This window comes from Micromonospora rhizosphaerae, assembly GCF_900091465.1.
In the GTDB taxonomy this organism is placed as follows: domain Bacteria; phylum Actinomycetota; class Actinomycetes; order Mycobacteriales; family Micromonosporaceae; genus Micromonospora; species Micromonospora rhizosphaerae.
Window position 1 is genome coordinate 6,725,518 of record NZ_FMHV01000002.1, and the last position, 20,752, is coordinate 6,746,269.

Genomic DNA, 20,752 nt, shown 5'->3' on the forward strand with positions numbered 1-20,752 from the left:
CGCCATCCTGCCCGCACGGTCCTCCGGACGCACTTCTCACGCGCCGCACCGGGGCCATGACTCCGCCCGGCCGCCGAGCGGTGAGGGGCTGGTCGACACGCTTTGGGCCGCAGGCCAGTCTGTCGGGCGCAGCGGCAGCAGTGCGCGGCCAGCAGCGAGCGCAGGGGCAGCAGTGCGCGGCCGGCGCCGGGCACCGGGCACCGAGGCGACGAGGACGCCACCGTTGCGCCGACGCCGGCCGTCAGCCGTGCAGGAAGCGCAGCGCGTTGCGGGAGAGCAGCTTGTCGCGCTGGTCGGCGGTGAGGAAGTCGGCCTTGCGGACCACCTCGCCGACCGGCCGCTCGCCCAGCGGGTACGGGTAGTCGCTGCCGACCAGCACCCGGTCCTCACCCATGGTGTCCACCAGCAGCCGCAGCGCGGCCGGCTCGAAGACCACCGAGTCGACGCAGAACCGGTCCACGTAGGAGCTCGGCGCCGCGCTGGAGGCGCCGCGTACCAGGTCGCCACGGCGGTGCCAGGCGTTGTCGGCGCGGCCCAGCCAGAACGGGAAGCTGCCGCCGCCGTGCGCGAAGCAGATCCGCAGCGTCTCCGGCACCCGGTCGAAGACCCCGCCGAGGATCATCGCCAGCACCGACAGGTGCGTCTCGGCCGGCATGCCGGTGAGCCAGCGGGCCATCCACCGGTCCAGCCGGGGCCCGCCCGGCATGTCCCACGGGTGCACGAAGACCGGCGCGTCGACCTCGGCGCAGTGGGTCAGGAAATCCACGATGCCGTCGTCGTCCAGGTCCCGGTCACCGACGTGGTTGCCGATCTCCACCCCGACGTGGCCCGCCGCCAGGCAGCGGTCCAGTTCGGCGCAGGCGGCGTCCGGGTCCTGCAACGGCACCTGGCAGAACGGCACCAGCCGCTCGCCCCCGGCGGCGGTGACCCCGAGGGTCAGGTCGTTGAAGATCCGGGCCACCTTCACCGCCTGGTCGGCGGGACGGTCGTAGCTGAAGAAGACCGGTGTCGGGGAGACGACCTGCACGTCCACGCCGTCGGCGGCCATGTCGGCCAGCCGGGTCGGCGCGTCCCAGCACTCCGCGCCGACCGGCCGGAACTCCGTCTCCCCCACCATGATCATGGCGGCGCGCTCCGAATCGACCCGCAGCCAGGGCCAGCCGGACCCGCCGCACGCCGCGGCAAGGTCCGGCCATCCCTTCGGTACGACGTGCGTGTGCACGTCCACCAGCGGGGACCGCGACTGCGCCGGCAGGCCCCGGGCAGGACGGGTCATCAGCCCTTGCCCGGGTGCAGCGCGCCGCAGTTGTCGCAGGTGCGCGCCTTCTCGTCGGCGTAGAAGGCCTGGAAGACCGGGGGCAGGTCGGCGGCGATGTCGCGGACCTGCAACTCGACCTCGTGCACCTTGTTGCTGCACTTCGGGCAGTACCACTGGAACTTCTCCAGGGTGCCCTCCTCGCGTACCCGCTCGATCACCATGCCGATCGAGCCGGCCTCCGGCCGCTGCGGGGAGTGCGGAGTGTTGCGGGGCAGCATCCACATCTGACCTTCACGGATGTGCACGGTCCGCGGCCCGTCCGGGGTCATCAGGTTGACGTGCATGTTGCCCTTGACCTGGTAGAAGAACTCCTCGTACGGGTCGACGTGGAAGTCGGTGCGCTGGTTCGGCCCACCCACCACCATGACGATGAAGTCGTCGCTGCCCGGCAACATCTCCTTGTTGCCGACCGGCGGCTTGAGCAGGTGCTGGTTCTCCGCGATCCAGCCGGGGAAGCTGAACGGCTCGGCGATCTCACTCACGACGGACCTCCTGGTGGGAGCAGGGCGACGGCTTGGATCTCGATCAGCAGATGGGGATGCGGCAACTGGTGCACCGCGACGGTGGTCCGAGTGGGGCCGGTGACGTCGAAGAACTCCGCCCACACCTCGTTGTAGCCACCGAAGTCATTCATGTTGACCAGGTAACTGGTGACCTGGACCAGGTCGGAGAGATCCGCCCCGACCGACCGCAGCAGATCGCGGATGTTCTCGATCACCGCCCGCGTCTGCACCCGGATGTCCAGGGAGACCGTTCCGAACTCGTCGGCCGAGGCGCCCGCGAAGGTGTTGTCCGGCCGCCGCGACGACGTACCCGAGACGAAGACGAAGCCGCCCGCGACCTTGACGTGCGGGAAGGCCCCGCGCGGGGTGGCCTTTCCCGCGACGACCCGCACCTCGCCGCTCACGACGCGGCCCGCAGCGACGTGGTGCCGAGCTTCTCGACCACGGCACGGACATGGGCGCCGGGACGAAGCGGGACGGCGGCGGTGGCGGCACCGGCCAGGAAGACCCAGCCCTCCCGCAGACGCACCCCGTGCCGCCCCGCCAACCGGATGCCCTCGTCGAGGGCCCGGCGGGGGTCGCCCAGGATCGCCGCGGTCGAACCGACCTGCGCCACCCGCCCGTCGATCTCCAACAGCACGCCGAGGTTCTCCAGGCCGTCCGGCACCGGCGACCACGGCCCGACGACGAACGCCGCCGCCGAGGTGTTGTCGGCGATCACGTCGGGCAGGGAGAAGGTGAAGTTCGCGTACCGGGAGTCGATCAGCTCGATCGCCGGGGCCACCGCGCGGACCGCGTCGCCGAAGGAGTCGAGCGCCTCGCCCGGCTCGGGGAGCCGGTCCAGCAGGAAGGCCACCTCCGGCTCGACCCGGGGGTGGATGTAGTCGGCGACGGTCACCGTGCCGCCGTCGGGCACCCGCATCACGTCGGTGAGCCGGCCCCAGATCACCTCGTCCACCCCGACCTGGGCCATCTTCGCCTTGCTGGTCAGCCCCATCTTCAGCCCGACCAGCCGCTCGCCCCGGTCCAGCCGCCGCTCGAGCAGCGCGGTCTGCACGGCGTACGCCCCGTCCACGTCGAGGCCGGTCTCCGCGGCGAGCTGCGGGATGGCGGTGGCGGTGTCGGCCGCGTTGCCAAGCTGCTCCGCGATGCCCGCCGTGTCCACGCCGATCATGAGGTCCCCTCCTCGCGCCGGCCGGCCAGGTCCAGCGCCACGTCCACGATCATGTCCTCCTGGCCGCCGACCATCCGGCGCCGGCCCAGCTCGACCAGGATCGAGCGGACGTCCACCCCGTACTTCGCGGAGGCGCGTTCGGCGTGCCGGAGGAAGCTGGAGTAGACGCCCGCGTACCCGAGGGAGAGCGTCTCCCGGTCGACCTGAACCGGCCGGTCCTGTAGCGGGCGGACAATGTCGTCGGCCGCGTCCATCAGGGCGAAGACGTCGCAGCCGTGCTTCCAGCCGTGCAGCTCGGCGACCGCGACGAAGACCTCCAGCGGCGCGTTGCCGGCGCCGGCGCCCTGTCCGGCCAGCGACGCGTCCACCCGCACCGTCCGGCCGTACGGCGCGTCGGTGCCCGCCGGTCCGGCGCCGAGGATCCGGCCGTGCTCGACGGCGACCACGCTGTTCGCCACCCCGAGCGACAGGTTGTGGTGCGCGTGGATGCCGAGCTGTGTCTCCGGCTCCAGCACCTGCCGGTACGCGTCGATCCGCTCGGCCACGTCGGACATGAGCAGCCGCCCACCGGAGTCGGTGACGTAGACGCAGTGCGCCCCGTACGACTCCATCAGCTTGGCCTGAGCGGCCAGCCCGGCCGGGTCGTTCATGTGGGACATCATCAGGAACCCGGAGACGTCCATGCCGTTTTCCCGCGCCCAGGAGATGTGCTGGGCGGAGATGTCCGCCTCGGTGCAGTGGGTGGCGATCCGGACGCTGGTCACCCCGAGCGCCTTCGCCGCCTTGAGGTCGGCGATGGTGCCGATGCCGGGCAGCAGCAGGGTGGTCAGCCTCGCGTTCGTCATCACCTCGGCCGCCGCCGAGATCCAGTCGGCGTCGCTCGCCGCGCCGTGGCCGTAGTTGACGCTGGACCCGGCCAGCCCGTCGCCGTGCGCCACCTCGATCGCGGCCACCCCGGCCGCGTCCAGGGCGGCGGCGATGGTGCGCACCTGGTCGACGGTGTAGCGGTGGGCGATGGCGTGCATCCCGTCCCGCAGCGTCACGTCCTGGATGTACAGGTCGGTCATCGGGCAATCACCTCGTTGTTCGCGACTGCGGGGCTCCGCTCCGCTGCCCTCCTCGCGCTCACGGCAACCTGCGTCGTGGTAGGCCGCCGCAGGGCGACCAGTCGCTCCGCGGTGCGCAGCGCGGCCGAGGTCATGATGTCCAGGTTCCCGGCGTACGCGGGCAGGTAGTGCCCGGCCCCGGAGACCTCCAGGAAGACCGAGACCTGGAGCCCGGTGAGGTGCCGGCCCAGCGACGGCACGTACGTGTCGACCCGGTCGAACTGCACGTCCTGCTTGAGCCGGTAGCCGGGGACGTACTCCTGCACGGTGGCCACCATGTCGGCCACCGAGGCGGTGATGGCGGCGCGGTCGGCGTCGACGTCCGGGCAGAGGCAGTAGACCGTGTCCCGCATCAGCAGCGGCGGGTCGGCCGGGTTCAGCACGATGATCGCCTTGCCGCGTTCGGCGCCACCGACCACCTCGATGGCCCGCGCCGTGGTCTCGGTGAACTCGTCGATGTTGGCCCGGGTGCCGGGTCCGGCCGACTTCGAGGCGATCGAGGCGACGATCTCCCCGTACGCGACCGGGGTGACCCGGCCGACCGCGGCGACGATCGGCACGGTCGCCTGCCCGCCGCAGGTCACCATGTTCACGTTCGTCTGGTGCAGGTGCTCGTCGAGGTTGACCGGCGGCACCACGTACGGGCCGATCGCGGCCGGGGTCAGGTCGACCACGGTCCGGCCGTGCGCGCGGAGCACCGCGTCGTTGTGCCGGTGCGCGCCGGCCGAGGTGGCGTCGAAAACCAGCTCCACGTCGGCGAACTCGGGCATCGCCACCAGACCGTCCACGCCGTCGGCGGTGGTTGCCACGCCGAGCCGGCGGGCCCGGGCCAGTCCGTCGGAGTCCGGGTCGATGCCGGCCATGGCCACCATCCGCAGCCGGTCACTCAGCCGGAGCACCTTGATCATCAGATCGGTCCCGATGTTGCCGGACCCGATCACCGCCACCCCGACCGTCACTGGCCACCGTCCTTTGAGAAGCAGGTCCGGACCGAGCCGAGGCCGGAGATCCGCGCCTCGTACGCCGCGCCCGGCGTCACCGGCACCATCGGGCCGAGCGCCCCGGAGAGCACCACGTCGCCGGCGCGCAGCGGGTCGCCGGCGCGGACCAGAGTCCCGGCCAGCCACTCCAGCGCGTGCAGCGGATTGCCCAGGCAGGCCGCGCCGGCGCCGACCGAGACCGGCTCCCCGGCGTGCTCCAGCACCATCCCGCACAGCCGCAGGTCGACGTCGGCGAGCCGGCGAGGGGTGGTGCCGAGCACGAAGAGACCGCTGGAGGCGTTGTCCGCGACGGTGTCCACGATGGAGATGTCCCACCCGGCGATCCGGGAGTCGACGATCTCGATCGCCGGCAGCACGTGGTCGACCGCGCGGATCAGGTCGACGGTGGTGACCCGCTCCTCGGTCAGGTCGGCGCCGAGCACGAAGGCGATCTCCGCCTCGACCCGGGGCTGGAGCAGCCGGTCGATCACCACCTCGACGCCGTCGCCGACCGCCATGACGTCGGTCAGCACCCCGAAGTCCGGCTGGAAGACGCCGAAGCTCTCCTGGACCGCCCGGGAGGTCAACCCGATCTTCGCGCCCACCCGGCGCTCGCCCCGGTCCCGCCAGGCCCGCGCCTGAAGCTGCTGCACCCGGTACGCCGACTCGACGTCCCCCTCCGGCAGCAGCCGCCCACGCAGCGGCGGGCAGGGCTTTCCGCTCTCCCGGGCCTCGGTCAGCTCCCGGGCCGCGGCATCAATGTCGATCATGTGAGGTCCACGCAGACGTTGGTGAGTTCGGAGTAGAAGTCGAGTGAGTGCACCCCGCCTTCCCGACCGATGCCGGAGGCCTTGACGCCCCCGAACGCGGTGCGCAGGTCGCGGAGGAACCAGGTGTTGACCCAGACGATGCCGGCGTCCAGCCTCGACCCGGCCCGGTGCGCCCGCCCGACGTCCCGCGTCCAGACCGTCGCCGCCAGGCCGTACTCGGTGCCGTTCGCGAGGGCGTACGCCTCGTCCTCGTCGTCGAAGGGGGCGACGTGCACCACCGGGCCGAAGATCTCCTCCCGGTTGGTCCGGGCGTCCGGGCCGAGCCCGGTGAGCACGGTCGGCTGGACGTACGCCCCGCCGTCGCGGGCGTCGCCGAAGCTGGGCAACCCGCCCCCGGCCAGCACCTCGGCGCCCTCCGCGCGGGCCAGGTCGTAGTGGCCGAGCACCTTGTCCCGGTGGGTGTGCGAGATCAGCGGCATGTTCACCGTGGCCTCGTCGGCCGGCCAGCCGTACGCCAGCTCGTCGGCGCGCTTCGCCAGCCGGGCGGTGAACTCCTCGAAGACCGGCCGCTGCACGTAGATCCGCTCAGTGCAGAGGCAGACCTGACCGCCGTTGGTGAAGCACGACCGGACCGAACCGGCGACCGCCGCGTCCAGGTCCGCGTCGGCGAAGACCAGTCCGGCGTTCTTGCCACCCAGCTCGAAGCTCACCGCCTTCACCCCGTCCGCGGCGGCCCGCATGATCGCGCTGCCGGTGGCCGACTCCCCGGTGAAGGTGATCGCGTCGACGCCGGGGTGGCGGGTGAGGAACTCGCCGGCCGAGTCCGGCCCGAAGCCGTGCACCAGGTTGAACACCCCGTCGGGCACGCCGGCGGCGGCCATCACCTCGGCGAGCAGGGTCGCCGAGGCCGGGGTCTCCTCGCTGGGCTTGACCACCACGGCGTTGCCGCAGGCCAGGGCCGGGGCGACCTTCCAGGTGAGGAGCAGCAGCGGCAGGTTCCACGGCACGATGACGGCGACCACGCCGACCGGCTTGCGGACCGCGTAGTTGAGCGCCCGGCCGCCGGTCGGGGTGACCGTGGTGAACGACTCGGTCGGCGCGGTCGCCACGATCTCGGCGAAGGCGCGGAAGTTGGCCGCCCCGCGCGGGATGTCCAGGGTGCGGGCCTGGGAGATGGCCTTGCCGGTGTCGGCGACCTCGGCCGCGACCAGGTCGTCGAAGCGGCGTTCCAGCTCGTCGGCGACCCGGCGAAGCACCTCGGCGCGCTCCCGCTCCCCCATCCGGCCCCACGGCCCGCGCAGCGCGGCCCTGGCAGCGGCGACCGCATCGTCCACGAGGGACGAAGAGGCCTCGACCACCTCGAAGACCGGCTCGCCGGTCACCGGACTGCGCTTGGTGAACCGCCGCCCCGCGTCGACGAAGCCGCCGCCGACGAAATTGCGCAGCAGCCCCGGCCCGTCCGGCGCGCGCCCGGCCATCAGCCGGGGATCCCAGAGCGTCATCCGCGCCTCCCTCTGCTGATCACGGCCCCGACCGCGCCGGCCAGCAGCGCCGCCGCGCCGACGGCCACCGCGCCGAGCACCCGGTGCTGCCGGCGGACCCGGCGGCGCACCTCTGCGTACGGGGTGGTGGAGAAGGACACCAGCTCGTACCGGGAAACGTACCGGCCGGGCAGCGCGCGTTCCAGTGCGTGTTCCACCCGCTTGCCGGCCTGGAACAGCGGCGACGCGACCTTGTCCCGCATCTCCACGAAGTTGGCCAGCGCCATCTGGGCGATCGCCTCCGCGTTCTCCTGCCGGCGGTGCTGGAACAGCGGCAGCGCCGCCGCCCAGTCGTCGTCGCACTCGTCCAGGCAGCGATCCAGCTCCACCACGTCCTCGAAGGCGCAGTTCGCGCCCTGACCGTAGAACGGCACGATCGCGTGCGCCGCGTCGCCGAGCAGCCCGACCTTCCCGTTCACCTGCCACGGGGTGCAGCGGACCGTGCCGAGCACCCCGACCGGGTTGTGCTGGTAGTCGTCGACCAGGTTCGGCGCCAGCGGGATGAGGTCCGGGTAGTGGGTGGCGAAGTGCTGCTCGATCGCCGCCGGGCTGCCCAGCGAGGCGAAGCTGGCGGTGCCGTGGGTGGGCCAGAAGAGCGTGCAGGTGAAGGAGCGGTCCGGGTTGGGCAGCGCGATCATCATCGAGGTGCCGCGCGGCCAGATGTGCAGCGCTCCCGGGTCGAGGGCGAAGTCGCCGCCGAGCGGCGGGATGGTCAATTCCTTGTAGCCGTAGTCGAGGAAGTCCACGCTCTCGGTCAGCACGCCGTACCCGAGAAGCTGCCCGCGCACCGCGGAGCCGGCGCCGTCGGCGCCGAGGACGACCGACGCGGTGGCCGCGACCTTGCCCTGCGGGGTCTCGAAGGTCATGTCGCCGGTGATGGGATCCAGCCCGACCAGCCGATGCTCGAAGGCGATCCGCACCCCGGGCAGCGCGGAGGCGGCGTCGAGCAGGGCGTTGTTCAGCGCACCCCGGCTGATCGAGTTGATCGCCCGGTCCCCGGAGACGCTGTACGACTGGAACTGCTGCTCCCCCTCCACCGGGTGGAGCATCCGGCCGCGCATCGGCAGCGCGTCCGCCATCACCTGCCCGTCCAGCCCGATCCGGCGCAGCGCGTCGAGGCCGCGCTCCGACAGCGCCAGGTTGATGGACCGCCCCCGCTCGACCTTTCCGGTACGCGGATCGGGTCGCCGCTCGTAGAGCGCCACCGGATAGCCGCGCCGGGCCAGGAAGCAGGCCAGCAGGCAGCCGGCCAGGCCGGCCCCGACGACCGCGATCTCGTCCCGTTCGGTCATCAGCAGTGCCTGCCTTTCGTTCGCGACTGCGGGGCTCGCAACCCCGGCTCACTCCTCGCGCTCACCGGGTCTCCACGGTCGCGGCCAGCGCGTCGGCGACCCGCCAGCAGTCGTGGTACGTCGAGTAGAGCGGCACCGGGGCGAATCGGACGATGTCCGGCTCCCGGGCGTCGGCGATCACGCCGTGCTCGTGCCGCAGCCGCTTGGTCAGCTCGTTCGCGCTGCCCACCCCGATCCGCACCGAGAGCTGGCAGCCCCGACGCTCGGGATCGCGCGGGGTGACCACGGTCAGCGGTCGCTCGGCGGTCACCTCGTCGAGCAGCCGCTCCAGGTAGCCGGTGAGCCGGACACTGCGCTCCCGCAGCGCCGGCATGCCGACGGAGTCGAAGACCTCCAGGGACGTGCGTACCGGCCCCATCGCGAAGATCGGCGGGTTGGAGATCTGCCACGCCTCGACGGTGGCCGGCGGCCGGGAGACCGGGGTCATCTCGAACCGGGTTGCCGCCTCGGTGCTCCACCAGCCCTCGAACCGCGGCACGTCCGGGTCGCCGAGGTGGCGTTCGTGGACGAAGACGCCGGCCAGCGCGCCCGGCCCGGAGTTGAGGTACTTGTACGAGCACCAGGCGGCGAAGTCGACGTCCCAGTCGTGCAGCGCCAGCGGCACGTTCCCGACCGCGTGCGCCAGGTCCCAACCGACCACCGCGCCCGCGGCTCGGCCGGCGGCGGTGATCGCCGGGATGTCCATCAGCTCGCCGGTCAGGTAGTTGACCCCGCCGAGCAGCACCAGCGCCACCCGGTCGCCCTCGGCGGCCAGGTAGTCGCACACGTCGGACGTCCGCAGCGTGTCCTCGCCCGCGCGCGGCTTCAGCCGGACCACGGTGGCGTCCGGGTCGAGGCCGTGGAAGCGGGCCTGGCTGCGGACCGCGTAGCTGTCCGAGGGGAAGGCGCTGTCCTCGATGACGATCCGGGTCCGCTCCCCCGCCGGCCGGTAGAAGCTCACCATCAGCAGGTGCAGGTTGACCGTCAGGGAGTTCATCACCACGGTCTCCGCGGGCAGGGCGCCGACCAGTCGCGCGGCCGGCGCCGTCAACAGCTCGTGGTACGGCAGCCACGGCCGCTTTGCCTCCAGGTGCCCCTCCACGCCGAGCCGGCGCCACGCCGCCAGGTCGGCCAGGAGTTCGTCGTGGGTGGCCCGGGGCTGCAGACCGAGGGAGTTGCCGGCCAGGTAGGCGACCTCGGGATAGCGGCCGCCCTCGGCTGGCGGCACGTGGAACAGGTGACGGTGTCCGGGGTCGGCGGCGTCGAGGCGCTGTGCTTCGGCTTCGCTCATGGCCGTGTTCATGTCTCGCTCTCCGCTCACATCGCGGTCCGGGCCGACCACAACTCGGGGAAGACCACCCGGGCCATGCTCCGCTGCAACCAGGCCAGACCGGCGGAACCGCCGCTGCCGACCTTGGCGCCCATTGTGCGTTGCACCGCCTTGATGTGGTGCCACCGCCAGTCGCCGAATCGCTCGGCCACCTCGGTCAGCGCCTCGCCGAGCAGCCGCAGGTGGTTGTCCGGGCCGCCGTCGGCGTAGATCCGCACCCAGGCCGCCTCGACGGCGGGGTGCGGCTCGTGCTCCACCGCCACGTCCCGGTCGAGCAGTTCGGCGGGGAGATCGAAGCCGCGCCGGGCGAGCAGGGCGACCACGTCGTCCCAGAGGCTCGGCGCGGCGAGGGTGGCGGTCAGCTCCGCGTACACCTCGGTCTGCCGGCGGAACGGGCGGATCAGGGCCGGGTCCCGGAGGCCGAGCAGGAACTCCAGGTGCCGGTACATCGCGGACTGGAAACCGGAGCCCTCGCCGAGCAGGTTGCGGAACCGGTTGAAGTCCGCCGGGGTCATCCACCGCAGCCCCTGCCATGCCGCGTTGAGCCCCTCGATGTGCAGCGCTGCGCGGCGCAGTGGGGGCAACGCGTCCCAGATCCGGTTCGCCCGCAGCTCCCGCTGGGCCTGGCGCAGCTCGTGGCAGGTCAGCCCGAAGTAGAGCTCCATGATCTGGCTGACCATCAGGAAGGACATCTCGCCCGGGTCGTCGCTGAGCGGCTGCTGCAACTGGTGCAGCGTGCTCGCCCGCACGTACGCGTCGTAGGGCACCCGCTCGGCGAACTCCAACGTCGGTGCGCCGCCGTTGCGCGCCGCCCGGGCCGCCCGCTGCTGCGGAGTGACCGGACGCACCGCCGCGGTCACCGTCGGTGCCCGCAGGTCCGTCTGCTCCACCTGTCATCTCCCTCCGTACGCCAGGTAGCGTCATGATGGCGCGGTCGATCGGCGGATGGAATGCCTGATCAACGGCGGTCTGGCGGGTAGACCTGTCATGACGAAAGCCCAGGCCCGCCGGAGTTCACGAAGGAAAGGTCCCCGCATGGACGACATGGACTGGGCGCTGCTGCGCGAGCTCCAGGCCGACGCCCGGCTCTCCTTCAGCGAGCTGTCCCGGCGGGTACACCTCTCGCCGCCGGCGGTCGCCGAGCGGGTCCGCCGGCTGGAGGAGTCGGGCGTGATCAGCGGGTACCACGCGCACATCGACCTGACCCGGGCCGGCCGCCCGGTGGTCGCGCTGATCCGGATGTCCTGCTACGGCTCGCGCTGCATCCTGCACGACCCGGAGGTGGCGGGCTGGCCGGAGATCCTGGAGATCCACCGCATCACCGGGGACGCGTGCAGCATGCTCAAGGTGGCGGCCGGGTCGATCGACGAGTTCGAGCGGGTCATCGACCGCCTCGCCCCGTACGGCCAGCCGTCGAGCACGATGGTCCTCTCCACCCCGCTGGACTGGCACCCGGTCACCCCGCTCCCGCCGCGTCCCGCTGGCACGCCCCCGCCCACCCGCCGCCGCTGACCCCGGGTTTGCCCCGGGTTCAGCGGGAATGCATCCCCCGCTGCCCGTCAGCAGGATTCCGGTGCGCCGCACCGGGAGGGGGGAATCATGCGAGGGCTCGTTTCTCATCGCGCCCTGTCGGCCATGCTGACCGTGCTCGGCCTGGTCGGGGCGTTCGTCCTGATGACCGTCACACCGGCGCGGGCCGGCGAGAACGCCTTCGTCGAGGTCACACCGAACCCGGCGCAGGCCGGCACCCGGGTGAGCATCCGGGCGAGTTGCGACAGCAACAACAATCGCCAGGCCCAGGTGAACTCGGACGCCTTCGGCCGGGTGATGCTCCGCCCGGACAACGGCTTCCTGACCGGCGCCGTCACCATCCCGGGTAACAAGCAAGCCGGCGACTTCCCGGTCGACCTGCGGTGCGACAGCAACATCACCGCCTCCACCGTCCTCACCGTGCTGAACATGGCCCAGCCCAGCAAGGGCCCGGCGACCGGTGGCGGTGGCACCGCCAGCGGGCGGGGGGCTGGCTCGCTGCTGCTGGTCGGCGGGCTCGCCGCGGTGGCGGTCGCGGCCGGTTTCGGCGCCTTCGGCAACCGTCGCAGGGCCGGTTCCCGCTACTGACGAGGTGCGGCCATGGCCCGCTCACGTATCCGAGCCGGCCAGCCGGGGCGGAGCTGGAACGCCGCCCGGGTGACGCAGAGCCGGAACGCCGGCCTGCCGGTGCGGAACCGGGACGCCCGGCGCCCGGAGGCCGACTGGGTCAGGCGGATCGGGGACGCCGGTCGGGGGACGCAAATCCGGAACGCCGCCGGAGCCGGGGTGCGGCTGCTGTCCCGGGCGTCCCGCCGGTTCACCCGGGTCGCCGGGCACGCGTTCTCGGCCAGCGTGACCACGACCGATCCCGACGCCCGCCCGGTGCCCGCGCCCCGGCCGGGAACCGCGGCCGGCCGGTGGCGGTCGCTCAGACAGCAGGGGCCCGGGGCACCGGTGCTGGTGATCGCGGCGCTGATGGTGCTGATCGTGGCGATGCTCGGGGTCGAGCGGGTCACCGGGGTCAGCGTGCTGCCGGACCGGCTGACCCCCGGGCTGCGCCCGCCACCGAAGAAGTTCCCGGTGCTCCCGGCCAGCCCGCCGACCGACATCGCGATCGGGAAGATCGGCCTGCGGGCGCCCGTGCACCAGGTCGGCATCGCCCCGGACGGCACCATCGCCGTGCCGGACGTCGGCCGGGCCGGGGAGGCCGGCTGGTACGACCAGGGGCCGACCCCCGGGCAGTACGGCCCGGCGGTGATCGTCGGGCACGTCGACACGACCACCGGACCGGCCGTCTTCCACGGCCTGAAGAACCTGGACGAAGGCGACCGGGTCGAGGTGACCCGGCAGGACCACTCGGTGGTGGTCTTCGAGGTCAACTCGGTGGAGCGGTACGACAAGGACCGGCTGCCGGTGGACGAGGTCTTCGGCGACTTCAGCCGGCCGAATCTGCGCCTGATCACGTGCGGCGGCCGGTGGGTGGGCGGCGAGACCGGGTACGCCGACAACGTGGTGGTCTACGGGTCCCTGGTCACGGTGCGCGGCCCGTGACGGGCGCTTCAGGCCGCCTCGGGCTCGCGCAGGTCCAGCCAGTCCACCCAGCGCGGGTCCGGCGCCCGGTGGCCCAGCACCCGCCAGGCCGTCCCCTTCGGGGCCGCCGGCAGGCTGTGCAGCCGCCAGCCGAGCTCGGCCGGAGTCTTGTCGCCCTTTGTGTGGTTGCACCGGGCGCACGCCGCGACCACGTTCTCCCAGGCGTGCCGGCCGCCCCGGCTGCGCGGGAAGACGTGGTCGATGGTCTCCGCCGGGCCCCGACAGTACGCACACCGCCAGCCGTCCCGGGCGAAGACCGCCCGGCGGGAGAGCCCCACGTGGGCGCGATAGGGCACCCGGACGTACCGGGTCAACCGGACCACCGAGGGCACCGGGAGCGCGTTGCGCGCGCTGTGCAGGATGCCGTCGCCGTCGGTGACGCAGACGGCCTTGGCCGACAACACGAGGATCGCGGCTCGACGCACCGACACGACACACAGCGGCTCGTAGGTGGCGTTGAGGACCAACGCGCCGGAGCCCACCGTGGGTCGTATGTCAGGCATCGCGCTCACCCTCCCGGTCCAGCCGCTCCCGCCGCGGTCGCATCGGCGCGCACCCCGCGGGCAGCGGGGAACCACACCGACGCCGGCCGGATCACCGACGTCCGTTGCGCCAATCGTCCCTGATCGGACGTCGGATTGCACGTACTAATCCGGTCCGGGGTCAGAGTCCGGAAGCTTTAGCCGCCCATGCCAAGATGACCGGTTCCGTCGGATTGATCACCGCCCGGTGCTCGGACGGCCTGGTGGGTCGGCGGTCGTCCGCCGCGCGCCGTGCGGTACGAAAGCAGGGTGAGTGCCGCTGCCGACCTGATGTTCCTCGCCCTGCCCGCCGCAGCCGATCCGAGCCCGGCACCGTCCGCCGACTGCCGGACGGATGCCTGGTGCAAGAACGTCTTCGAGCTGACCAACTCGGTCTGGTTCGCCGAGGGCAGCTACTGGATCGTGCTGAAGCCGCTGCGGATCGTGCTGATCCTGCTGCTCGCCATGGCCGCCCGGTGGGCCTTGCACCGGACGATCAACCGGCTGGTCCGCACCACCACCGAGGGCGCGGTGCCGACCATGCTCCGGCCGCTGCGCGAACGGATCCCCAGCGCCACGCTCGACCCGGAGCAGTTCGTGCCGGAGCGCCGGCGGCAGCGGGCCGAGGCGATCGGGTCGGTGCTGCGCAGCCTGGTCACCGCCTTCGTCTTCGGCATCGCGCTGCTGATGATGCTGAAGGAGTTCAGCTTCGACCTGGCCCCGCTGCTGGCCAGCGCCGGCATCGCCGGCGTGGCGCTCGGCTTCGGCGCGCAGAGCCTGGTCAAGGACCTGATCGCCGGCCTGTTCATGCTGATCGAGGACCAGTACGGGGTCGGTGACACCGTCGACCTGGGCGAGGCGACCGGCGTGGTGGAGTCGGTCGGCCTGCGGGTCACCACCGTCCGGGACGGGCGGGGGGTGCTCTGGTACATCCGCAATGGCGAGATCGTCCGGGTCGGCAACAAGAGCCAGGGTTGGGCGCTCGTCGTGGTCGACCTGCCGATCGGGTTCGCCGGCACGGAGGAGGCGACCGCGGTGCTGCGAACGGCGGCGGCCTCGGTGACGCTGGACCCGGAACTGGCTCCGCAGATCGTCGAGGAGCCCGAGGTGCTCGGCGTTGAACAGATGACCGTGGACGGCGCGGTGATCCGGACGGTGGTCAAGACGACCGCCGACGGGCAGTTCGCCGTCGGCCGGGAACTGCGCCGCCGGCTCGCCGAGGCGCTGGAGAACTCGGGCATCACCGCCCGGATCGCGGCCGCCCGGCTCTACGCGGCGCCGACCCGGGCTCCGGCTCCCGGCGAGACCGGCGCCGGCGGCGCCACCTGAGCGTGGGAGACCGGTCGCGTCAGGACGGACGATTTCGGGGGTCGCGCGCCGCGCGGCCCCTCGGGTATCGTCCGTTCGTTCAGTCGGAGATGCGACGATCAATACGTTCACCCTAGCCAGTTGTCGGACGATCGGGCAGAATCCGGTGAAGCACGCTCCCCTGGGAGCGTGCTCGTGTCCTCGCTGATCCGTAGATCTGACGACGGTTCCCGGGCAGGTCGTCACGAGTGGCCGCCCTGGGGACGATGGAGGCGACGGTGTCCGACGAGCGACCCGGCCGGGAGGGGCCAGCCACCTTCCGTGAAGTGTTCGCCCAGGTCGAATATCGCGCCGTCTTCACCGCCAGCGCCTTGTCCTGGATCGGCGACTACCTCGCCAAGGCCGCGGTCACCGTCCTGGTCTACCAGCAGACCAAGTCGGTAGCGCTCTCCGCCGCCGCGTTCGCGGTCAGCTACCTGCCCTGGCTGGTCGGCGGCCCGCTGCTCGCCACCCTAGCGGAACGGCACCGGTACCGGCAGGTCATGGTGACCTGCGACCTGGTCCGGATGGCGCTGATGATGCTGGTCGCCATTCCCGGCAATCCGCCCTGGGTGATCCTCGCCCTGCTCTTCGCCAGCACGCTGGCCAACCCGCCGAGCCAGGCCGCCCGGTCCGCGCTGATGCCGCTCATCCTCCCCGGCGACCGCGTGGTGGTCGGCCTCTCGCTCAACGCCAGCACCGGCCAGGCCGCCCAGGTGGTCGGCTACCTGCTGGGCGCGGCGATCGCCGCGGTCAACCCCACCGCCGCGCTGCTGATCAACGCGGCCACCTTCGCCGCTTCGGCCCTCCTGGTCCGGCTGGGCGTCCGGGACCGGCCGCCCGCGATGACCGCCGCGCACCGCAGCCACCTGCTACGGGAGACCGGGCAGGGATTTCAGATCGTCTTCTGCCGGCCGGTCCTGCGGGCCATCGCCGTGCTGGTGTTCAGTGCGATGCTCTTCTCCATCGTGCCGGAGGGACTCGCCGCCGCCTGGGCCGCCAAGCGGGCCGGGGACGGCATGGACACGGGCGTCGCGCAGGCCGTCATCATGGCCGCCAACCCGGTCGGCTTCATTCTCGGCGGGCTGCTGGTCGGCCGGGCGGTCGCTCCCGCCCGCCGGCTGGCGCTGATGCGGCCGCTGGCGGTCGCCGCCCCGGCGGTGCTGGTCCCCGCGCTGCTCGACCCGCCGCCGCTGGTGGTGGCGGTGCTCGCCGCCGCCTGCGGCTTCGCCGTCGCCGGGCTGCTGCCGGTGGCCAACGGCCTCTTCGTCCGCGCCCTGCCCGACGGCTACCGCGCTCGGGCGTTCGGCGTGATGGCCAGCGGGATGCAGATCATCCAGGGCCTCGCGGTGCTGGTCACCGGGGTGCTCGCCCAGCGGTTCTCCATCCCGCTGGTGGTGGGGGCGTGGAGCGCCGCCGGCGTCGTGCTGATGACGGCGGCGGCCCTGAGCTGGCCGAGCAGGGAGACGGTGGACGCCGCCATCGAGGCCGCCGAGCGGGCCAACGCGACCGCCGAGGCCGCGCCGGGCGGCCGCCGGCCCCGTACGTCGGTCCAGCCGGCCAGGCCGGCCGCGGTGGACGAGCGGCCCGGGGATCGGGGCCGTCCCAGCCACGCTGTGACCTGATCGCCAGTTCATCCGGCGGTGGGCCCCGGCCGTCCCGCGGCCGCACCTGGCAGGATGGAACGGTGACTTCCCCAGGTGACTCCGACCGGCCGGTGACCCTCTTCGAGGCGGTCGGCGGCGAACCCACCTTCCGCAAGCTGGTGGACGAGTTCTACGCCGGCGTCGCCACCGACCCGCTGCTGCGACCGATGTACCCGGAGGAGGACCTCGGCCCCGCTGCGGACCGGTTGACCCTCTTTCTGATGCAGTACTGGGGCGGCCCGAACACCTACTCGGCGCAGCGCGGCCATCCCCGGCTGCGGATCCGGCACGCGCCCTTCCGGATCGGCGCCGCCGAGCGGGACGCCTGGCTGCACCACATGCGGCGCGCGGTCGACCGGCTCGACCTGCCGCCGGAGATCGCCACGGCGCTCTGGAACTACCTGGAGCGGGCGGCGTACTTCATGGTCAACGTCGTGGAGGACCCGGCCGCCGGCGCCTGACGGCCGCGGCCGCGCCGCGCGGCCGGGACCTGCGACCCGGTCGACGCAGTTCAGAGCAGCGCGCCCTCATCGTGCAACCAGTCCACGAAGCTGGTGGCGACCGCCGCGCCGCAGTCGAGCATCTCGACCAGCAGCGCGTCGTGCGTGCCGGCGCCGAGCGGCACCTGCAGCTCGGCGTAGATCGGCAGCTGGCCGCGCTCGGTCGGGTCGCCGATGTAGGCCTTGCAGAACCGCCGGGTGTGGTTCCACTCATTGACCACCCGGTAGGCCCGGTCGGCCCAGTCCGGCGGGACGGTGGCATGTGGACGGGCCCGCATCACCAGGATCTCGTCCTCCGGCCCCTCGAGGGTGACCAGCACCGCGTGCCGCTCCCACATGGCCAGCAGGTTGCCGTCGCCGTCAGCCAGGTAACGCACGTCGAGCAGATCGAGGGCGTCGCAGACCCGGCGGAGGGTGACCGGGGCGACGGTGACCGGCATTTCCGCGATCACGGGCCGCTCGGCGGCCGGCGCATCGTCGTCCCCCGGCTGGCGGGGGGCCGGTGGTCCGACCCGGACGGTGCCATCCACTGTGATCCCGCTTCGACATTCCGGATCGCCGCCACCGGCGGCACCTGGGCGCCATGACCACCACGGCATCGCTCGCGCACCTCACTCCCCAGCGGATCCAATCGCCTACGGTGCGTTGGATCCGAGGATGGACGGTACCCGGACAGCCGGATTGAAGCATCCCCCCAACGGCCGCCCCAGCCCGGAAGAATGATCCAGGGTCATCCGTTCGGACGACCGGTGCCGGGCTTGAGGGAGAACTCCTGGACCTTCCGCGACCATGCGGCTCCGTACGGCCCGACCAGGCCGACCCATCGGCCCGCGACGCGCACCTGGACGTGGCCGGGGCCGAGGAAGCCCATCCGGACCAGCCCCTGCACCAACCGCTGCGGCACCTCGACCGGGGTGTCCGGCGAGTCGTCCGGGGTGACCACCACGGCGACGTGGTCGAGCAGGGCGTCCCGCAGCGCCCGCTGGCCCACCGCGCGCCCCCCCACGCCGCGGGTGGCCGCCTCGCGCAGGGTGCCGGCCGCCGCCCTGGCGATCCGGCGCAGCTCGTCGGCCGGCAGCGTCTCCACCAGGCGGCTCGCGATCGGCGGGAGCGGCCAGCGCCACCGGTCGTCCCGCCGGGGCGGCAGCCCACCCTCCTCGAGCTCGGCGAGGAGCTCGGCCGCCCCGACGGTCACGTCGCCGGGGGCGACCCCGGGAACCGTGCGGACCACGAGCACGTCCCAGGGCAGCCGGGCCCAGAGCGCCGTACGGCCCGGGCCAGGCTCCGGACGGAGCCGGACCACCGTGGCGGGGTCGAGCCGGACCAGCCGGGCCAGGAAGGCGCCCGCGTCGGCCACCCCGTCCAGCCCGTGCCCGTCGGCCCGGGCGTCCACGGCCCCGCTCATATCGAAGCCCCTCCGGGGGCGTACTGGAGCAGGAAGTTCCGCTCCTCCGGGCTGATCCGCCGGGGCGTCTGCCGGGTGAGGTCGAACGGAACGAGCACCGAGCGGGCCCGGCTGGCCAGCACCTCGCCGTCGTACAGCTCGTAGGCGACGGTGAACGAGGCGGCCCGGATCTCCTCCACCCAGAGCTCGATGCGGACGGTCGGGGCCGTCTCCGCGGTGGCCCGGCCGAGCGCGTAGTCGACCGGGCGCAGGTAGTCGACCTCGTGCCGACGAATGACCACCCCGTCGGCGAACGAGCCAACGCCCCACGCCCGGCCGCCGGCGAACATCAACGCCACCCGCGCCTCCTCGTACAGGGTGAGGAAGCGCGAGTTGTTGACGTGGCCGTACGCGTCCAGGTCGGACCAGCGCAGCGTGCAGTGGTAGACGAACCGGTCAGACACGGATCAGCACCGGTCAGTCGCGGGTCAGCTTGCGGTAGGTCACCCGGTGCGGGCGGGCGGCCTCGGCGCCGAGCCGGTCGATCTTGTTCTTCTCGTACGCCTCGAAGTTGCCCTCGAACCAGAACCACCTCGCCGGGTTCTGGTCGTCGCCCTCCCAGGCCAGGATGTGCGTGGCGACCCGGTCGAGGAACATCCGGTCGTGGGAGATGACCACGGCGCAGCCGGGGAACTCCAGCAGCGCGTTCTCCAGGCTGCCGAGGGTCTCCACGTCGAGGTCGTTGGTCGGCTCGTCGAGCAGGATCACGTTGCCGCCGATCTTCAGGGTCAGCGCCAGGTTGAGTCGGTTCCGCTCGCCGCCGGAGAGGACCTTGGTCGGCTTCTGCTGGTCCGGCCCCTTGAAGCCGAACGCGGCGATGTACGCCCGGGACGGCATCTCCACCCTGCCCACCATCAGGTGGTCCAGCCCGTCGGAGACCGTCTCCCAGACCGTCTTGTCCCCGGCCAGGCCGGCCCGGCTCTGGTCGACGTACGACAGCGAGACCGTCTCACCGACCCGGACCGAGCCGTCGGTGGGCTCCTCCAGCCCGACGATGGTCTTGAACAGCGTGGTCTTGCCCACACCGTTCGGGCCGATCACGCCGACGATGCCGTTGCGGGGCAGCGAGAAGCCGAGGTCGTCGATCAGCACCCGGTCGCCGAAGGCCTTGGTCAGGTGCTGCACCTCGATCACGGTGCTGCCCAGGCGCGGGCCCGGCGGGATCTGGATCTCCTCGAAGTCCAGCTTCCGGGTCTTCTCCGCCTCGTTCGCCATCTCCTCGTACCGGTCGAGGCGGGCCTTGGACTTGGTCTGCCGCGCCTTGGCGTTGGAGCGGACCCACTCCAGCTCCTCGGAGAGGCGCTTCTTCATCTTGGCGTCGCGGCGCCCCTCGACCGCCATCCGGGCGGCCTTCTTCTCGAGGTACGTCGAGTAGTTGCCCTCGTAGGGGTAGGCCCGGCCGCGGTCCAGCTCCAGGATCCAGTTGGCCACGTTGTCCAGGAAGTACCGGTCGTGGGTGATGGCAATCACGGTGCCGGCGTACTTGGCCAGGTGCTGCTCCAGCCACTGCACGCTCTCGGCGTCCAGGTGGTTGGTGGGCTCGTCGAGCAGCAGCAGGTCCGGCGTCTCCAGCAGCAGCTTGCAGAGCGCGACCCGGCGACGCTCACCACCGGAGAGCTGGGTGACGTCGGCGTCCGGCGGCGGGCAGCGCAGCGCGTCCATGGCGAGCTCGAGCTTGGAGTCGATGTCCCAGGCGTCGGCGTGGTCCAGCTCCTCCTGGAGCCGGCCCATCTCCTCCATCAGCTCGTCGGAGTAGTCGGTCGCCATCTGCTCGGCGATCTTGTTGAACCGCTCCAGCTTCGCCTTCGTCTCCGCGACCGCCTCCTCGATGTTGCCGAGGACGGTCTTGGCGTCGTTGAGCGCCGGCTCCTGGGCCAGCATGCCGACGGTGTAGCCGGGCATGAGCCGGGCCTCGCCGTTGCTCGGCTGGTCCCAGCCTGCCATGATCTTGAGGAGGCTGGACTTACCGGCGCCGTTCGGACCGACCACACCGATCTTGGCCCCCGGCAGGAAGTTCAGCGTCACATTGTCGAGCACGACCTTGTCGCCGTGCGCCTTGCGCGCCTTTTCCAGGACGTAGATGAACTGGGCCACGGTGCGGGCTACCTCCGTAGGTTGCGA

At 72.3% G+C, this 20,752-nt stretch carries 21 protein-coding genes and 1 pseudogene; 6 read left to right on the forward strand and 16 right to left on the reverse strand.

All coding sequences use genetic code 11. The annotated features are described in order from the left end of the window. Positions 1–241 precede the first annotated feature (241 nt). From GA0070624_RS31625 to GA0070624_RS31675, 11 genes and pseudogenes are all read right to left on the reverse strand, one after another. Complete coding sequence (locus GA0070624_RS31625; protein WP_091347034.1) at positions 242–1,276, reverse strand: amidohydrolase family protein; 1,035 nt, start codon at positions 1,274–1,276, stop codon at positions 242–244. Beyond that, positions 1,276–1,800 carry a 3-hydroxyanthranilate 3,4-dioxygenase gene (locus tag GA0070624_RS31630; protein ID WP_091347037.1) on the reverse strand — a complete coding sequence of 175 codons (525 nt, stop codon included), beginning with the start codon at positions 1,798–1,800 and terminating at the stop codon, positions 1,276–1,278. The genes GA0070624_RS31625 and GA0070624_RS31630 overlap by 1 nt, the downstream gene beginning before the upstream one ends. Beyond that, entirely contained in the window at positions 1,797–2,225 is a 429-nt protein-coding gene (locus GA0070624_RS31635) for a RidA family protein (protein ID WP_091347040.1), read from the reverse strand. Before GA0070624_RS31635 ends, GA0070624_RS31630 begins: the two co-directional genes overlap by 4 nt. Beyond that, positions 2,222–2,995 carry a 2-keto-4-pentenoate hydratase gene (locus tag GA0070624_RS31640; RefSeq protein ID WP_091347042.1) on the reverse strand — a complete coding sequence of 258 codons (774 nt, stop codon included), beginning with the start codon at positions 2,993–2,995 and terminating at the stop codon, positions 2,222–2,224. The genes GA0070624_RS31635 and GA0070624_RS31640 overlap by 4 nt, the downstream gene beginning before the upstream one ends. Next, positions 2,992–4,062, reverse strand: a complete 1,071-nt coding sequence (gene dmpG, locus GA0070624_RS31645; protein ID WP_091347044.1) for a 4-hydroxy-2-oxovalerate aldolase — start codon at positions 4,060–4,062, stop codon at positions 2,992–2,994. The genes GA0070624_RS31640 and dmpG overlap by 4 nt, the downstream gene beginning before the upstream one ends. 77 nt (positions 4,063–4,139) lie before the next feature. Next, a pseudogene (locus GA0070624_RS31650) lies at positions 4,140–5,060 on the reverse strand (acetaldehyde dehydrogenase (acetylating)); the annotation flags it as partial. Then, the gene (locus GA0070624_RS31655; protein WP_091347047.1) at positions 5,057–5,851 is read right to left on the reverse strand and encodes a 2-keto-4-pentenoate hydratase; all 795 of its coding nucleotides are present in this window, start codon (positions 5,849–5,851) and stop codon (positions 5,057–5,059) included. The pseudogene GA0070624_RS31650 and the gene GA0070624_RS31655, both read right to left, overlap by 4 nt. Then, positions 5,848–7,329, reverse strand: a complete 1,482-nt coding sequence (locus tag GA0070624_RS31660) for a 2-hydroxymuconic semialdehyde dehydrogenase (protein ID WP_091350261.1) — start codon at positions 7,327–7,329, stop codon at positions 5,848–5,850. The genes GA0070624_RS31655 and GA0070624_RS31660 overlap by 4 nt, the downstream gene beginning before the upstream one ends. 20 nt (positions 7,330–7,349) lie before the next feature. Continuing rightward, positions 7,350–8,687 (reverse strand): FAD-dependent oxidoreductase, encoded by a 1,338-nt coding sequence (locus GA0070624_RS31665; RefSeq protein WP_245719214.1) that lies wholly within the window; start codon positions 8,685–8,687, stop codon positions 7,350–7,352. 58 nt (positions 8,688–8,745) lie between these two features. Continuing rightward, positions 8,746–10,014: a kynureninase gene (gene kynU / locus GA0070624_RS31670; protein ID WP_425413528.1), complete on the reverse strand. Its 1,269-nt coding sequence runs from the start codon at positions 10,012–10,014 to the stop codon at positions 8,746–8,748. A gap of 26 nt (positions 10,015–10,040) precedes the next feature. Then, complete coding sequence (locus tag GA0070624_RS31675) at positions 10,041–10,943, reverse strand: tryptophan 2,3-dioxygenase (RefSeq protein ID WP_091347054.1); 903 nt, start codon at positions 10,941–10,943, stop codon at positions 10,041–10,043. A 145-nt stretch (positions 10,944–11,088) separates the two neighbouring features. Between GA0070624_RS31675 and GA0070624_RS31680 the strand changes: the two genes are divergently transcribed. The 3 genes from GA0070624_RS31680 (at position 11,089) to GA0070624_RS31690 (ending at position 13,134) form a co-directional block, all read left to right on the forward strand. Beyond that, positions 11,089–11,565 carry an Lrp/AsnC family transcriptional regulator gene (locus GA0070624_RS31680; protein ID WP_091347056.1) on the forward strand — a complete coding sequence of 159 codons (477 nt, stop codon included), beginning with the start codon at positions 11,089–11,091 and terminating at the stop codon, positions 11,563–11,565. Between the two features lie 87 nt (positions 11,566–11,652). Next, positions 11,653–12,171: a hypothetical protein gene (locus tag GA0070624_RS31685; RefSeq protein WP_091347058.1), complete on the forward strand. Its 519-nt coding sequence runs from the start codon at positions 11,653–11,655 to the stop codon at positions 12,169–12,171. A 12-nt stretch (positions 12,172–12,183) separates the two neighbouring features. Next, a complete protein-coding gene (locus GA0070624_RS31690; protein ID WP_091347060.1) occupies positions 12,184–13,134 on the forward strand; it encodes a class F sortase in 951 nt (316 codons plus the stop codon). Between the two features lie 8 nt (positions 13,135–13,142). Here the strand turns inward: GA0070624_RS31690 and GA0070624_RS31695 are convergent, their stop codons facing one another. Next, entirely contained in the window at positions 13,143–13,676 is a 534-nt protein-coding gene (locus tag GA0070624_RS31695) for an HNH endonuclease (RefSeq protein WP_091350265.1), read from the reverse strand. A gap of 309 nt (positions 13,677–13,985) precedes the next feature. Between GA0070624_RS31695 and GA0070624_RS31700 the strand changes: the two genes are divergently transcribed. From GA0070624_RS31700 to GA0070624_RS31710, 3 genes are all read left to right on the forward strand, one after another. Further along, the gene (locus tag GA0070624_RS31700) at positions 13,986–15,023 is read left to right on the forward strand and encodes a mechanosensitive ion channel family protein (RefSeq protein WP_176732079.1); all 1,038 of its coding nucleotides are present in this window, start codon (positions 13,986–13,988) and stop codon (positions 15,021–15,023) included. Between the two features lie 245 nt (positions 15,024–15,268). Beyond that, the gene (locus tag GA0070624_RS31705; RefSeq protein WP_091350267.1) at positions 15,269–16,666 is read left to right on the forward strand and encodes an MFS transporter; all 1,398 of its coding nucleotides are present in this window, start codon (positions 15,269–15,271) and stop codon (positions 16,664–16,666) included. Between the two features lie 62 nt (positions 16,667–16,728). After that, complete coding sequence (locus GA0070624_RS31710) at positions 16,729–17,148, forward strand: globin (RefSeq protein ID WP_091347064.1); 420 nt, start codon at positions 16,729–16,731, stop codon at positions 17,146–17,148. Between the two features lie 50 nt (positions 17,149–17,198). Here GA0070624_RS31710 and GA0070624_RS31715 read toward each other — a convergent pair whose 3' ends face one another. From GA0070624_RS31715 to ettA, 4 genes are all read right to left on the reverse strand, one after another. Beyond that, complete coding sequence (locus GA0070624_RS31715; protein ID WP_091347066.1) at positions 17,199–17,786, reverse strand: type III secretion system chaperone family protein; 588 nt, start codon at positions 17,784–17,786, stop codon at positions 17,199–17,201. A 131-nt stretch (positions 17,787–17,917) separates the two neighbouring features. Next, positions 17,918–18,592: a DUF8185 domain-containing protein gene (locus tag GA0070624_RS31720; RefSeq protein ID WP_091347068.1), complete on the reverse strand. Its 675-nt coding sequence runs from the start codon at positions 18,590–18,592 to the stop codon at positions 17,918–17,920. Beyond that, a complete protein-coding gene (locus GA0070624_RS31725; protein WP_091347069.1) occupies positions 18,589–19,035 on the reverse strand; it encodes an acyl-CoA thioesterase in 447 nt (148 codons plus the stop codon). The genes GA0070624_RS31720 and GA0070624_RS31725 overlap by 4 nt, the downstream gene beginning before the upstream one ends. Positions 19,036–19,048: 13 nt before the next feature. Then, a complete protein-coding gene (ettA, locus tag GA0070624_RS31730; RefSeq protein ID WP_091347071.1) occupies positions 19,049–20,725 on the reverse strand; it encodes an energy-dependent translational throttle protein EttA in 1,677 nt (558 codons plus the stop codon). Positions 20,726–20,752 lie beyond the last annotated feature (27 nt).

Excerpts from the sequence above, each read along its gene's own strand:
- GA0070624_RS31625 (WP_091347034.1), bottom strand. The coding sequence starts at position 1,276 with ATGACCCGTCCTGCCCGGGGCCTGCCGGCGCAGTCGCGGTCCCCGCTG.
- GA0070624_RS31640 (WP_091347042.1), bottom strand. The coding sequence starts at position 2,995 with ATGATCGGCGTGGACACGGCGGGCATCGCGGAGCAGCTTGGCAACGCG.
- dmpG (WP_091347044.1), bottom strand. The coding sequence starts at position 4,062 with ATGACCGACCTGTACATCCAGGACGTGACGCTGCGGGACGGGATGCAC.
- GA0070624_RS31655 (WP_091347047.1), bottom strand. The coding sequence starts at position 5,851 with ATGATCGACATTGATGCCGCGGCCCGGGAGCTGACCGAGGCCCGGGAG.
- GA0070624_RS31660 (WP_091350261.1), bottom strand. The coding sequence starts at position 7,329 with ATGGCCGGGCGCGCGCCGGACGGGCCGGGGCTGCTGCGCAATTTCGTC.
- kynU (WP_425413528.1), bottom strand. The coding sequence starts at position 10,014 with ATGAGCGAAGCCGAAGCACAGCGCCTCGACGCCGCCGACCCCGGACAC.
- GA0070624_RS31680 (WP_091347056.1), top strand. The coding sequence starts at position 11,089 with ATGGACGACATGGACTGGGCGCTGCTGCGCGAGCTCCAGGCCGACGCC.
- GA0070624_RS31685 (WP_091347058.1), top strand. The coding sequence starts at position 11,653 with ATGCGAGGGCTCGTTTCTCATCGCGCCCTGTCGGCCATGCTGACCGTG.
- GA0070624_RS31690 (WP_091347060.1), top strand. The coding sequence starts at position 12,184 with ATGGCCCGCTCACGTATCCGAGCCGGCCAGCCGGGGCGGAGCTGGAAC.
- GA0070624_RS31695 (WP_091350265.1), bottom strand. The coding sequence starts at position 13,676 with ATGCCTGACATACGACCCACGGTGGGCTCCGGCGCGTTGGTCCTCAAC.
- GA0070624_RS31700 (WP_176732079.1), top strand. The coding sequence starts at position 13,986 with ATGTTCCTCGCCCTGCCCGCCGCAGCCGATCCGAGCCCGGCACCGTCC.
- GA0070624_RS31705 (WP_091350267.1), top strand. The coding sequence starts at position 15,269 with ATGGAGGCGACGGTGTCCGACGAGCGACCCGGCCGGGAGGGGCCAGCC.
- GA0070624_RS31715 (WP_091347066.1), bottom strand. The coding sequence starts at position 17,786 with ATGCCGTGGTGGTCATGGCGCCCAGGTGCCGCCGGTGGCGGCGATCCG.
- GA0070624_RS31720 (WP_091347068.1), bottom strand. The coding sequence starts at position 18,592 with ATGAGCGGGGCCGTGGACGCCCGGGCCGACGGGCACGGGCTGGACGGG.